The organism is Herbiconiux sp. FW305-C-125, from assembly GCF_058783455.1.
Genome location: NZ_JBYSYO010000002.1, coordinates 264,230 through 276,613, shown reverse-complemented (window position 1 = coordinate 276,613; position 12,384 = coordinate 264,230). Strand labels below are relative to the sequence as shown.

12 protein-coding genes are annotated in these 12,384 nt (G+C 70.0%); 8 read left to right on the top strand and 4 right to left on the bottom strand.

The window, feature by feature from the left end; translation table 11 throughout:
- The first annotated feature begins 20 nt into the window (after positions 1-20).
- The 3 genes from AC3WLB_RS08710 to AC3WLB_RS08700 all read left to right on the top strand — a co-directional run bounded on the left by AC3WLB_RS08710 (position 21) and on the right by AC3WLB_RS08700 (position 2,016).
- The gene (locus AC3WLB_RS08710; RefSeq protein ID WP_492505149.1) at positions 21-803 is read left to right on the top strand and encodes an ABC transporter ATP-binding protein; all 783 of its coding nucleotides are present in this window, start codon (positions 21-23) and stop codon (positions 801-803) included.
- A gap of 94 nt (positions 804-897) precedes the next feature.
- Positions 898-1,158 carry a type B 50S ribosomal protein L31 gene (locus tag AC3WLB_RS08705; RefSeq protein ID WP_492505147.1) on the top strand — a complete coding sequence of 87 codons (261 nt, stop codon included), beginning with the start codon at positions 898-900 and terminating at the stop codon, positions 1,156-1,158.
- 84 nt (positions 1,159-1,242) lie between these two features.
- Positions 1,243-2,016, top strand: a complete 774-nt coding sequence (locus tag AC3WLB_RS08700; protein WP_492505145.1) for a HEAT repeat domain-containing protein — start codon at positions 1,243-1,245, stop codon at positions 2,014-2,016.
- 108 nt (positions 2,017-2,124) lie between these two features.
- Here the strand turns inward: AC3WLB_RS08700 and AC3WLB_RS08695 are convergent, their stop codons facing one another.
- Together AC3WLB_RS08695 and treS are read right to left on the bottom strand one after the other, a co-directional pair.
- Positions 2,125-3,204, bottom strand: coding sequence for an exonuclease domain-containing protein (locus tag AC3WLB_RS08695; protein WP_492505143.1), 1,080 nt, complete (start codon positions 3,202-3,204; stop codon positions 2,125-2,127).
- 3 nt (positions 3,205-3,207) lie between these two features.
- Complete coding sequence (gene treS, locus AC3WLB_RS08690; protein WP_492505141.1) at positions 3,208-4,932, bottom strand: maltose alpha-D-glucosyltransferase; 1,725 nt, start codon at positions 4,930-4,932, stop codon at positions 3,208-3,210.
- A gap of 122 nt (positions 4,933-5,054) precedes the next feature.
- On the opposite strand from treS, the gene AC3WLB_RS08685 reads away from it, so the two are divergent.
- Both AC3WLB_RS08685 and AC3WLB_RS08680 read left to right on the top strand, forming a co-directional pair.
- A complete protein-coding gene (locus tag AC3WLB_RS08685) occupies positions 5,055-6,008 on the top strand; it encodes an alpha/beta fold hydrolase (RefSeq protein ID WP_492505139.1) in 954 nt (317 codons plus the stop codon).
- Positions 6,005-7,111, top strand: a complete 1,107-nt coding sequence (locus tag AC3WLB_RS08680; RefSeq protein WP_492505137.1) for a glycosyltransferase family 4 protein — start codon at positions 6,005-6,007, stop codon at positions 7,109-7,111. Before AC3WLB_RS08685 ends, AC3WLB_RS08680 begins: the two co-directional genes overlap by 4 nt.
- Here the strand turns inward: AC3WLB_RS08680 and AC3WLB_RS08675 are convergent.
- Positions 7,038-7,664: a histidine phosphatase family protein gene (locus AC3WLB_RS08675; RefSeq protein WP_492505135.1), complete on the bottom strand. Its 627-nt coding sequence runs from the start codon at positions 7,662-7,664 to the stop codon at positions 7,038-7,040. The genes AC3WLB_RS08680 and AC3WLB_RS08675 overlap by 74 nt on opposite strands.
- A 33-nt stretch (positions 7,665-7,697) precedes the next feature.
- Positions 7,698-8,558 carry a Sir2 family NAD-dependent protein deacetylase gene (locus tag AC3WLB_RS08670; protein WP_492505133.1) on the bottom strand — a complete coding sequence of 287 codons (861 nt, stop codon included), beginning with the start codon at positions 8,556-8,558 and terminating at the stop codon, positions 7,698-7,700.
- Between the two features lie 114 nt (positions 8,559-8,672).
- On the opposite strand from AC3WLB_RS08670, the gene AC3WLB_RS08665 reads away from it, so the two are divergent.
- Genes AC3WLB_RS08665 through AC3WLB_RS08655 form a run of 3 tightly spaced genes read left to right on the top strand, consistent with a single transcriptional unit; the run spans position 8,673 to position 12,365 of the window.
- Complete coding sequence (locus tag AC3WLB_RS08665; RefSeq protein ID WP_492505131.1) at positions 8,673-9,488, top strand: TrmH family RNA methyltransferase; 816 nt, start codon at positions 8,673-8,675, stop codon at positions 9,486-9,488.
- A gap of 43 nt (positions 9,489-9,531) precedes the next feature.
- Positions 9,532-11,094, top strand: a complete 1,563-nt coding sequence (locus tag AC3WLB_RS08660; RefSeq protein ID WP_492505129.1) for an APC family permease — start codon at positions 9,532-9,534, stop codon at positions 11,092-11,094.
- Positions 11,095-11,111: 17 nt separating this feature from the next.
- A complete protein-coding gene (locus tag AC3WLB_RS08655; RefSeq protein ID WP_492505128.1) occupies positions 11,112-12,365 on the top strand; it encodes a D-alanyl-D-alanine carboxypeptidase family protein in 1,254 nt (417 codons plus the stop codon).
- Positions 12,366-12,384: the final 19 nt, after the last annotated feature.

Below are 12,384 nucleotides of genomic sequence, written 5' to 3'. Positions count from 1 at the left end.
AGTTCGTTAGGCTTAGCTGTATGCCCAATGTGCTCGAGCTTGAAGACGTGTCGGTGGTTCGCGATGGCAATCAGATCCTGAGCGAGGTGAACTGGACGGTCGACGGCGATCAGCGCTGGGTGGTGCTCGGCCCGAACGGTGCGGGCAAGACGACGCTCCTGCAGATCGCGGCCGCGATGAACCACCCCTCGGCCGGCACCGTTCAGGTGCTCGACGGCCGGCTCGGTGAGGTCGACCTGTTCGAGCTGCGGCCCCGGGTGGGCTTCGCGTCGAGCGCGATGGCGCGCCGCTTCCCGGGCAACGAGACGGTGCTGAACGTCGTGCTGACGGCCGCCTATTCGGTCACCGGCCGCTGGAACGAGTCGTACGAGGACATCGATCTGCGCCGCGCCCAGCGGGTGCTCAGCGAGTGGAAGCTCGACCACCTGGCCGAGCGCCTGTTCGGCTCGCTCAGCGACGGCGAGCAGAAGCGGGTGCAGATCGCCCGCTCGGTGATGACCGACCCCGAACTCCTGCTGCTCGACGAGCCGGCCGCCTCGCTCGACCTCGGTGCGCGGGAGGAGCTGCTGCAGCTCCTCGGCGGCTACGCCTCGGCGCCGGAGGCGCCGGCGATCGTCATGGTCACCCATCACGTCGAGGAGATCCCGCGTGGTTTCACCCACGCGCTGCTGCTCAACCACGGGGGGATCGTCGCCAGCGGGCCCATCGGTGAGGTGCTCACCGCCGAGAACCTCTCGGCGACCTTCGGGCTGCCGATCTCGCTCGACGAGAGCGACGGACGGTACTCGGCACGCGCATCCTGATGCCTGCTGCCGGGCCGAGCCTGGTCTGCTAGACTGTCTAGCTGGCCCGAGCGGCCTACGATTTCCCCCTCACCGTCAATTCAAGGACACCGCTATGAAGACCGACATCCACCCCACGTACGAAGCCGTCGTGTTCCGCGACCTCGCCTCGGGCGCCACCTTCCTCACCCGGTCGACCGTCTCTTCGGCCAAGACCATCGAGTGGGAAGACGGCAACACCTACCCGGTGATCGACGTCGAGATCTCGTCGGAGTCGCACCCGTTCTACACGGGCAAGCAGCGCATCCTCGACTCGGCCGGCCGCGTCGAGAAGTTCAACAACCGTTACAAGGGCTTCGGCGGCGCGAGCAAGTAAGCTCCCGCTCCGGTTGCTCCGAGACCCCGTCGACTTCGGTCGGCGGGGTTTCTCGTCGTTGCACGGCATCGGCATACTGGGGTGGTGACGAACCAGGCTGAGTATCGCGCGGCACTCGCGGCGCTGGAGCCGTCGGCGTGGGCCGCCTACCTCGGCGTGCACTCGGGGCTGCCGGGGCCACGAGCGAACCTCGAGCTCGCGCAGGCGGTGGCGGATGCCGCGTCGGCGACGCAGATCCGCTCGCTCGCGGCATCGACCGACGAGTACGAGGCCCTGTGCGGTGCCGTCGGGCTGGGGCGGCTGCTGGCGGAGGGCGACGTGCCTGTCGAGAACGACCTGCGGATGCTCGCGGCCGACCCGCGCTGGCGGGTGCGGGAGGGCGTCGCGACGGCACTGCAGCGCCTCGGCGACGCCGATCGTGAGCGACTCTGGCAGCTCGCCGATCACTGGCTCGACGTGGGGGAGGACGGCTCAGGGGTGCTCGACGCGGGGGCGGGCGGCTCGCCGGACCTGTTGCTGCTGCGGGCGGTGGCGGCCGGGGCGGCCGAGCCGCGACTCGTGAAGGCGCAGGCGGATGCGCGGCGGGCGCTCGGCATCCTCGATCGCGTGACAGGCGGGCTGATGGCGGTTCCGGCGCCGGATCGGCGCGGCCGGGACGACGTGCGGGTGCTGCGCCAGACCCTCGAGTACGCCTGGAGCGTCGCGGCGGTCGGTGCGCCCGAGGAGGGCTTCGCCGCACTGGAGCGCTGGGCCGGCACCGGCGACCCGGATGCGCGGCGCATCGCCCGCGCGAACGCCACCCGAGCACGCCTCCGCCGCCTCGACCCTGCCCGCGCCGACGCTCTCGCGGCCCCCTGACCTCCTCGCGCCATCCTGCGTCGATCCGTCAGTCGGGGTGGGGATGGGGGCGTCATTCCCACCACAACTGACGGATCGGTGGAGGTGGTGGAACGCGGGGCAGCGCGCTCAGTGCGACTCGGGCCAGCCGCGGCGGGAGGTGAAGGTGGGGTCTCGGGTCCGGCGCATGTAGTCCTCGAAGGAGTCGCACTGGGCGTCGTGCCAGGCCACCTGAGCGTGATGGAGCTGATCGAGGGAGAGCGTGAGGTCGACCGCGTACTTCGATGCCAGGGCCTGGGCCACCCGCCCGGCCGCGATGGCGTCGGCGCCTGCGTCGTGCGCATCCGTCAGTGCGACGCCGTAGAAGGCGGCCGAGACCTCGAGGGTGCGCTTGCCGCGCCGGTAGCGGTCGATCTGCTTGTCGATGACCAGCGGGTCGATCACCGGCCCGGGCGCCACCAACGGCACGTGGCCGTGGCGCACGGCCTCGCGGTTGAGGAGGGTGAGGTCGTAGGGGGCGTTGTAGACGACGAGCGCGTAGCCCTCCTCGAAGACGCGCCGCAGCTCGGCCACGATCTCGCCCACCACCTCGGTCGCGGGTCGCCCGGCCGCGCGGGCGTGCGCGGTGCTGATTCCGTGCACAGCCGTCGCCTGCTCCGGGATCTCCACGCCCGGGTCGGCCAGCCAGTCGCGCCGGCTCACCACCTGACCCGCCGCATCGAGCCGGCTGATGTTCGCCGTGACCACCCGGCTCGTCTCGACATCGATGCCCGTGGTCTCGAGGTCGAACACCGCGAGCCGGTCGGCCCATGCCGGCCGGGGCACGAGCGGCAACGTGATCTCGGTGTCGACCACATACTCGGGCTCGGGCTCGGACCGAACCGCTTCTTCCAGGTCTTCGAGCACGGCGGCGCGGCCGGTCTCCAGCACCGCCGCAGCATCCACGTCGATCACGATCGTGTCGTCGGGCTCCTCGGCCGACGGCGAGCGCTCGAGCAGAATGATCGACCCGGATGCGTCGCCCCCGCCGTGCACCGAGCCGGATGCCCCGCGGGCGGACGACACGGTGGAGCTCGGTGCAGACGATGTCCCCGACGGAAGGGCTCCCGGTGCGACCGCCGGGACCGTGGGCGCCGCCAGCACCTCGTCGTCGAAGTCGAACAGCGGGACCGCGACGGAGTCGGGGTCACTCGGTTCGCTTCTCGGCACCGGTTAGCGCCCCTGTTCCTGCTCGGTGGACTGACCGACGTGCAGCCAGTAGAACGCCTGGGTTCCGAAGGTGAGCGTAACGCGCCCCTCCTCGTCGAAAGCGGGGAACTCGCCGTGCCCGAACAGATCGAACAGTCGGCGCCCGGCGAACTCCGGTGCCGTGATGGTGGCCGACACCGGGTTGTGGGCGAAGCTGAACACGCAGAGCACGTCTTCGGGGCCGTCGCCGAAGTACGCGCCCGAGCCCTCGTAGGAGCGCACGAAGGCCAGCACCGACTCGTGCGAGCTCTCCACCACCTCCATGGTGCCGAGGCCGAAGGTGGGGTGCGCCTTGCGCACGTGGATGACGTTGCGCACCCAGTGCAGCAGCGACCGGGACTGGGCCAGCTGCGACTCGACGTTGACGAGGTTGTAGTTGTAGACCAGCGACTGCACGACCGGCAGGTAGAGCTTGCCCGGGTCGGCGGTGGAGAAGCCCGCGTTCCGGTCGGGCGTCCACTGCATGGGCGTGCGCGACGAGTCGCGGTCGGGCAACCAGATGTTGTCGCCCATGCCGATCTCGTCGCCGTAGTAGAGGAACGGCGAGCCGGGCAGCGCGAACAGCAGCGCGTGCGTCAACTCGAGCTCGGCCCGCGAGTTGTCGAGCAGGGGAGCGAGGCGCCGCCGGATGCCGATGTTCGAGCGCATCCGCGGGTCGTAGGCGTACCAGCCGTACATGGCCTGCCGGTACTCCTCCGACACCATCTCCAGTGTCAGCTCGTCGTGGTTGCGGAGGAACACGCCCCAGGCGGCGCCTTCGGGGATGGCCGTGGTCTCCGAGAGCACCCGGATCAGCTCATCCGCCTTCTGCGACCGCAGCGAGTAGTAGATGCGTGGCATCACCGGGAAGTCGAACGCCATGTGGCACTCCGGCTCCTCCTCGGTGCCGAAGAAGGCGGCGACCTCGCGCGGCCACTGGTTCGCCTCGGCGACGAGCATGCGGCCGGGGTACTCCGTGTCCATCATCTCGCGCAGCCGCGCGATGTACTCGTGCGTCTTCGGCTCGCCCTCGCCGTTGCCCTCGTCGGACTCGAAGAGGTAGGGGATGGCATCCAGCCGCAGGCCGTCGACCCCCATGTCGAGCCAGAACCGGCAGATGTCGAAGATGGCCTCCTGCACCGCCGGGTTCTCGAAGTTGAGGTCGGGCTGGTGCGAGAAGAACCGGTGCCAGAAGAACTGGCGGCGCACGGGGTCGAACGTCCAGTTCGACTCCTCGGTGTCGACAAAGATGATGCGGATGTTCTCGTACTTCTCGTCGGTGTCGCTCCAGACGTAGTAGTCGCCGTACGGCCCCTCCGGGTCTTCGCGCGACTGCTGGAACCACTCGTGCTGGTCGGAGGTGTGGTTCAGCGGGAAGTCCATGATGATGCGCATGTTGCGCTCGTGCGCCTTCGTGACGAGGTCGCGGAACTCTTCGACCGTGCCGTAGTCGGGCAGCACCGCCTTGAAGTCGGAGACGTCGTAGCCGCCGTCGCGGAGGGGCGACTGGAAGAACGGCGGCAGCCAGAGCGCGTCGATGCCGAGCCACTGCAGGTAGTCGAGCTTCGAGATGAGCCCCGCGATGTCGCCGAAGCCGTCGCCGTTGGAATCGACGAAGGAGCGGATCATCACCTCGTAGAACACCGACCTCCGGTACCACTGCGGATCGAGCGTGAGCCCCGGCAACTGGATGGGTGCGGTGAAGTTCACGGGCGTCCTTTCGGAACATCGGAGCGGGCCTGGTGACGTTTTCACGATAGTCCAGGTCGCCGACACGCACAGGGAGTCGGCGACCCAGGAAACCGTGCGGCACCGCGTCTATGCTGGACGGGATGACCGTCGCCTCGCCCTACGCCGTCGAACTCGCCCGCGTGCCCGTGACCGAGCGGATGCTCGAGATCGACGGCAGCGACACCCACCTCTGGGAGTACGGCGCGGCGGGCGCCGATGCGGATGCCCGTGCCTCAGCCCGCACGCTGCTCGTCGTCGTGCACGGCTACCGGGGCGACCACCACGGCCTCGAACCCGTCGTCGCGCAGCTCGACCGGCCCGGCTACCGCATCGTCGCGCCCGACCTGCCTGGCTTCGGCAGCTCCACCCCGATGCAGGCCACGCACGACCTCGCCGGCTACGTGGCGTGGCTGCACGACTTCGTCGACGCGGTGCGCGCGGAGTCGCCGACGGCGCGGCTCGTCATCATCGGTCACTCCTTCGGCTCCATCGTCGTCTCGGCGGCGCTCGCGGCAACCGCGTCGCGGCCCGGTATCCCGGTCGACGCCGCGGTGCTCATCAACCCCATCGCCGCGCCGGCGCTGAAAGGCCCGCGCGGCGTGCTGACCCGCGTCGCAATCGGCTACTACCGTCTCGGCGCCGCCGTGCCCGAGAAGTTCGGTCACCTGCTTCTGGCGAGCCCGCTGATGGTGCGCGTGATCAGTGTGGCGATGGCCAAGACCAAGAACCGGGCGCTGCGGCGCTGGATCCACGACCAGCACCACCGCTATTTCAGCGCCTTCGCGAACCGCACGGTGGTGCTCGACGCGTTCCGGGCATCCGTCAGTCACGACGTGAGTGAGTACGCCACGAGCATCACCGCACCGACCCTGCTGATCGCCGCCGCGCAGGACGACATCACCCCGCTGGCCGCGCAGTACCGCCTCCGCGACGCGATGCCCGACGCGCGGCTGGTCGTGCTGGAGGACGTCGGGCACCTCATCCACTACGAGCGCCCGATCGAGGCGGCACGGGCCATCGACGCCTTCCTCGAGCCGGCGGGCGCCGCGTCGTGAGGCTCGCCTTCGACTGCCGGTACACCCGCATCGGCCGGCACGACGGCATCAGCCGCTACACCGCCGGCGTGGTCGGCGAGCTCGCGAAGATCGACGGCCTCGACCTCACCCTGATCATCAGCGACGAGCGTCAGCTCGCCATGCTGCCCGCCGGCGTGCCGTGGGTGAAGGTCTCGGGGCCCACCAGCGTGCTCGAGCCGCTGGTGGCCCGGCAGGTCAACCGCGCGCAGCCGGACGTCGTCGTCAGCCCCATGCAGACCATGGGCACCGCGGGCCGGCGCTACCGGCTCGCCCTCACGGTGCACGACCTCATCTACTACGCCAACCCCACCCCGCCGCGCGACCTGCCCGCCTTCGTGCGCATCCTCTGGCGGCTCTACCACAAGGCCTGGTGGCCGCAGCGGATGCTTCTCAACCGGGCGGATGCGGTGGTCACCGTCTCCGAGACCACCCGCGGCTTGATCGCCCAGCACGCCCTCACGAAGCGACCGGTCGTGGTCGCGCGGAACGCCGCCGACCTGCCCGAGCCGGCTGCGGCAGCCGCGGCCGCCGACGCGGCGGGGGAGCGCTCCGCTGCCCGCGACCTGCTCTACATGGGCTCGTTCATGCCGTACAAGAACGTCGAGACCCTCGTGCGCGCCGCCGGCGAGCTGCCGGGCTACACCCTGCACCTGCTCAGCAAGGCGACGGATGCCGACAAGCGGCGCCTGCAGGCGATCGACCCGGAGGCGCGGCTCGTCTTCCATGACGGCGTGAGCGACGAGGAGTACCACGCGCTGCTGCAGCGGGCGACGGCGCTCGTGACCGCATCGCTCGACGAGGGGTTCGGCATCCCGCTGGTGGAGGCCATGGGCTACGGCACGCCGGTCGTGGTGAGCGACATCCCGGTGTTCCGCGAGATCGGGGGAGCGGCGGCGCTCTACGTGCCCGCACGAGACGCGGCGGCGTTCGCCGTCACCGTGCGGGCGCTCGAGGATCCGGCGGAGTGGCGCATCCGGTCGATCGCCGCCCGCCGCCAGGCCGAGGGCTTCAGCTGGGCAGAGTCAGCTCGAGCGATAGCGGAGCTCGCGACCGGATTGACGGGTCGATCGGCACCCCGTTGAACTCCGAGATCGACAGCTCGCCGCCGTCGACCACGAAATCGTGCGCGGAGCCGTTCGGGATGGCGTGGCCCTGCTGCGGGAGCATCTTCTCGGTGACGTAGCGGATGAGCGAACCGATCACGCCGCCGTGCGACACCACGATCAGCGACTGGGCCGGATGCTCGGCCGCGAGTTGCTCGAGCGCGGGCAGCACCCGGCGCACCACGTGCGAGCGCTTCTCGCGGCCTGGGACGTGCGCCATCGGGTCGGGGAAACGCGCGGCGAGTTCCTCGGCGTTCAGGCCCTCGGCCTCGCCGTAGCTGCGCTCAGCGAGCGCCGGCACGAGCTCGGGGGCGCCGAGGCCGACGATGCTCGAGATGATCTCGGCGGTCTCGCGCGCGCGGCTGAGCGGGCTCGCGACGATGCCGTCCCAGTGCCGGGTGGCGAGCGCCGCGCCGGTCTCCCGCGCCTGCTCGCGGCCGACATCGTTCAGCGGGATGTCGGTGGCCCCTTGGATGCGCTTCTGGAAGTTCCAGTCGGTCTGCCCGTGCCGCACGAAGGTGAAGGTAGTCATCGCCTCCATCCTAGAGGCCGCAGGGGGTGCGGCTCAGGGGAGCAGACGCTCGGCGAAGGCCCGCAACGTCTCCGTGGTGCCGCTGTCGATCTTCACCGTGGCGCGGCCGTCGCCCTTGGTGACCCCGCGGTTCACGATCACGATCGGCAGCTTGCGGCGGCGGGCCTGCTCGAGCAGACGGATGCCCGAGTTGACCACCAGGGACGAACCAGCGATCACCATCGCATCCGACGACGCCACCATCGAGGAGGCCTCGGCGAACTTCTCGGTGGGGATGAACTCGCCGAAGAAGACCACATCGGGCTTCAGGGTGCCGCCGCACACCGTGCAGGCCGGCACCACGAACGATTCGTACTCGGCCACATCGGCGTCGCCGTCAGGCGCCATCCGCACCAGCGCGGGCTCGGTGAGCCCGGGGTTCTCGGCGTTGATGCGCTCGGCGATGCCGGCGCGCGCATAGCTCTGCCCGCAGCGGAGGCAGGTGACGCGGTCCATCGAGCCGTGCAGGTCAACGAGGTGCTTCGTGCCCGCGCGGGCGTGCAGGCCGTCGACGTTCTGGGTGACGACACCGGTGACGAGGCGTGCGTCTTCGAGCTCCGCGAGGATGCGGTGGCCTTCGTTCGGGCGGGCGGCATCGAACATCCGCCAGCCCAGGTGGCTGCCGGCCCAGTAACGCTTGCGGAACGACTCGGAGCCGAGGAACTGGTCGAAGGTCATCGGATTGCGCACCGGCGCGCCCTCGCCGCGGTAGTCGGGGATGCCCGAATCGGTGCTCACGCCGGCACCGGTGAGCACGACGATCCGCTTGCCCCGCAGCACCTCGACGGCCTCGTCGATGGCGCGACTCACCGACGTCTCGGCTGACGAGGCTTCCGACGACACGAGCGGAACCATGGGACCTCCTCGGCGGCGCGAACGATCCGCGCACCATGAGTCTAAACAGCGAAGTTTTCCGGATTGTTTCCAGCCTGGCAGAGTTGACCGTGAAGCCACGACAGAAGGGGCGCCGTGCCCGTCATCCACATCGACTCGCTCGAGAACCCCGCACTCGCCGACTACGCCGGGCTCACCGACGTCGCGATGCGCCGCCTGCTGGAGCCGGCGGGCGGACTGTACCTCGCAGAATCGAGCAAGGTCATCGAGCGGGCCATCGCCGCGGGACACCGCCCGCGCTCCGTGCTCGTGCAGGAGAAATGGCTGGCCGACCTGAGCTGGGTGACCGAGCGATTCCCCGACATGCCCGTCTTCGTGGCCGATGACGCCCTGCTCGAGCAGCTGACCGGCTTCGCCATGCACCGCGGGGCGCTCGCCTCGATGCACCGGCCGGTGCTGCCGGAACCGGCCGACCTCCTCCGCGGTGCACGCACGGTCGTGGTGCTCGAGGACATCGTCGACCACACCAACGTGGGCGCCGCCTTCCGTGCCGCGGCGGGGCTCGGCGCCGACGCGGTGCTGATCAGCCCGCGCTGCGCCGATCCGCTCTACCGCCGCAGCGTGCGGGTGAGCATGGGCACCGTGTTGCAAGTGCCATGGACGCGGATCGGGGAGTGGCAGGTCGCGGCGCCGCTCCTGCACGAGGCCGGCTTCACGATCGCGGCGCTCGCCCTCGGGCCCGACTCGGTGCCGCTGCCCGAGTTCACGGCCGCGCGTCCCGAGCGGGTCGCGATCGTGCTCGGCACCGAGGGCGACGGGCTCAGCCGTCGCGCGCTCGCCGCCGCCGATGTGCGGGTCGAGATCCCGATGCTGCACGGCGTCGACTCGCTCAACGTCGCCTCGGCCGGCGCCGTTGCGCTCTACGCGTTGCAGTTCATGGCACAGCACTGACCGTCCACTATGCTCTGGCGTACCGCACCAAGGGAGGTCCGCCATGAGTGAGAAGACCACTGCTCCGGCCGCGTCGGCTCCGCCGACTTCGGGCAAGGGATTGGCGGCCGGAACCCTCGGTCTGTTCGGGTCGACGGTCATCGGCCTGGCCTCCACGGCGCCCGTCTACTCGCTGGCCGCGACGATCGGATTCGTGGTCCTCGCGGTAGGAGCGCAGGCGCCGATCGCGATGGTGCTCGCGTTCATCCCGATGTTCCTCACGGCGTTCGCCTATCGCGAGCTCAACCGCGCGGTGCCGGACTGCGGCACCACCTTCACCTGGGGCACGAAGGCCTTCGGCCCGGTGGTCGGCTGGCTCGGCGGCTGGGGCGTCGCGGTGGCCGGCATCATCGTGCTGGCGAACCTCGCCCAGATCGGCAGCAAGTACCTGTGGCTGCTCACCAACAACCCCGACCTCTACGACAACGTGCCGCTCGTGACCGCCACCGGAGTCGTGTTCATCGCCGTCATGACGTTCGTGAGCGTGCGGGGGCTCGAGATCGGCGAGAAGCTGCAGAACGTGCTGCTGGGCATCCAGTACCTCGCGCTCGCACTCTTCGTGGGCATCGCCCTGTGGAACGTGTTCGCCGGGACGGCACCCGCGGGCTTCACCCTGCCCCAGGCCGATTGGTTCAACCCGTTCGCGTTCACCTCGCTCTCGGGGTTCACCGAGGCCATCCTGCTGTGCCTGTTCATCTACTGGGGCTGGGACACCTGCCTCGCCCTCAACGAGGAGACGAAAGACCCCGAGCGCACGCCCGGCCGCGCCGCGGTGCTCTCGACGGTCATCCTGCTCATCACCTACGTCGCGGTGACGGTGGCGGCCATGGCCTACGCGGGCCTCGGCACGACCGGCATGGGGCTCGGCAACGAGGCCAACGCCGAAGACGTCTTCTTCGCGCTGAAGGATGCGCTGTTCGGCCCGTTCGCGTGGCTGCTGGTGATCGCGGTGTGCGTCTCGGCCGTCTCGTCGACGCAGACCACCATCCTGCCCACCGCGCGCGGCACGCTCGCCATGGCGACCTACCGGGCGCTGCCGGCGGCGTTCGGGCGCATCCACCCGAAGTTCCGCACCCCGCGCTTCGCGACGATCTTCATGAGCGTGGTGGCGATCGCGTTCTACATCGGCATGACGCTCGTGAGCGAGAACATCCTCTCCGACACCATCCTCTCGCTCGGCCTCGCCATCGCGTTCTACTACGCCATCACGAGCTACTCGTGCGTCTGGTACTTCCGGCGCGAGATCTTCACGAGCCCCCGCAACTTCTTCTTCAAGGGGCTGTTCCCCCTGCTCGGCGGGCTGATGCTGACGGCGGCGTTCATCCAGTCGGCCATCGACATGTACGACCCCGAGTACGGCTACACGGTCATCTGGGGCATCGGCGGCGTGTTCGTGATCGGCATCGGCTCGCTCGCCGTCGGCGCAGTGCTCATGGTGGTGTGGTTCTTCTTCCCCGGCTCCAAGCCGTTCTTCCGCGGCGAGAGCCTCAACCGTTCCACCGCCGTGCTGGTGCCCGACGAGGAGCTGGTGGTGCCGCGCTCGGTCGACGGCGGCCTCATGAAGTGACCGCCTAAGATGGCGGGGTGAGTCCGACCCGTGCGCAATACCGGCGCCGGCGCATCGTGGTGGGCTCGGTGCTCGTGCTCCTGGCGCTCGTCGGCGCCTACCTGCCGGTCGCCCTGTTGGCCCCGGTTCCCGCCGCGACCGCGGTGCTGACGGATGCGCCCGCCGTGTCGTCGGCACCCGTCACCCTCGCGGCACCGAACGGGGGCAGCAGCGCCATCGGCATCGCCACGGCACCGGGGGAGGTGACCACCCTCGGCACCAGTGGCACTGCGGATGCGGTGCCGATCGCCAGCATCACGAAGGCGGTCACGGCGCTCGTGGTGCTCGACGCGAAGCCCATCCCCGAGGGCGGCGACGGGCCCGACATCGCCATCACGGATGCGGACGCGGCCATCCTCCAGGCGACGATCGCCGAGAACGGCTCGTGGGCATCCGTCTATCCCGGCCAGGTGCTCTCGGAGCGCCAGGTGATCGAGATCATGATGCTCGAGTCGGCCAACAACTACAGCGTCACCCTGACGAACTGGGCCTTCGGCGGCACGGATGCCTACCTCGCGGCGGCCGCCGCGTGGCTCGCCACGCAGGGGCTCACCGGCACGACCGTGGTCGACACGTCAGGCCTCGACCCGGGCAGCCGCAGCACGACGCATGACCTGCAGCGGATCGCGTCGCTCGTGCTCGCCGACCCCGTGCTCGGCGCCATCGTCGGGACGGCGACCGACCAGGTGCCTGAGCTCGGCGAGATCGAGAACACGAACACATTGATCGGCACGGCCGGAATCGACGGGGTGAAGACCGGCACCACCGACGAAGCCGGGTTCTGCCTGCTGTTCTCGGCGTCGGTGGTGGCGGGGACGGGCGCCGATGCGCCGACCGTGCAACTGGTGGGCGTGGTGCTCGGTGCGCCGGGGGAGGATGCGCTGCACGCGGCCGTGCTGGCGCTGCTGCAGAGCGCGCAGAGCGGCTTCCAGGCGCTCCCCATCGTCACGGCGGGCGACGTTCTGGGCCGGTACACGACGCCGTGGGGTGCGGCTGCCGACATCGTGGCCGGCGGCTCGCTCAGCGAGACGGTGTGGTCGCAGACGTCGGTCGCGCGCGACGCGACGGCGCGGGACGTGTCGGACGGCGCATCCGGAACCGAGGTCGGCACCGCGCGCTACACGGTGACCGGCACCACACTGGGTGGTGGCGAGCTCACCGTTCCGCTCGTTCTCGCGGCGGAGCTCGACGGCCCCGATGTGTGGTGGCGGCTCACCCACCCCTTCCGCTGACGCGCCCGGCCCGCTCGCC